This window comes from Paenibacillus sp. Y301, assembly GCF_059445505.1.
The window spans coordinates 1-603 of sequence record NZ_JCAIUL010000053.1 but is presented as its reverse complement, the minus strand read 5'-3'; the positions used below and the strand labels follow the sequence as shown (position 1 = coordinate 603).

At 44.9% G+C, this 603-nt stretch carries 1 protein-coding gene; it reads left to right on the top strand.

The genetic code is table 11. The features are described 5' to 3' along the window. Nucleotides 1-58 precede the first annotated feature (58 nt). The coding region (locus tag AC1D69_RS25055) for an IS110 family transposase (protein WP_495458820.1) at nucleotides 59-603 on the top strand (545 nt) is incomplete at its 3' end.

The following is a 603-nucleotide window of genomic DNA, read 5'->3' as shown; positions in this document are numbered from 1 at the left end:
GTATGATGGGTTTGTCGACGGGTTAATAACCCAACACCATCAAGGAGGCGCTCTAAATATGAAGTTTAAACAATCAGACGGACAAAATCAACGCATTGAACGAATTTCCACATCTCACCTTGTTGTAGGTATAGATATCGCGAAGGAAACCCATGTAGCACAAGCAACTAATTTTCGCGGCATCGTACTTAGTAAGCGACATCTTTCATTCTCAAATACAATTGAAGGATTTGAAAAATTAGAACGATGGATCGAGGGAATTGGGCAGAAACACCACTTAAAGGATCTCATAATCGGCATGGAGCCGACCGGACACTACGGGTATAATCTGGCCAATTGGCTTGCCGACAAGGGCAAGAGCGTTGTTATGGTGAATCCGGCCACCACCAAACGAAACAAGGAAAACCGCGATAATTCTCCCTCCAAAAATGATCCGAAGGATGCGCTTGTCATTGCTGACGTGATCAGCCGAGGCTACTACTATGAATACTCGCGACAAGCAATCGTCTTTCAGAAGTTGCGAACGATTATGAGTGACCGGGAATATTGGGTGACGAATAGTGTACGGCTGCAGAACCGAATCATTCGCTGGTTAGATATTCG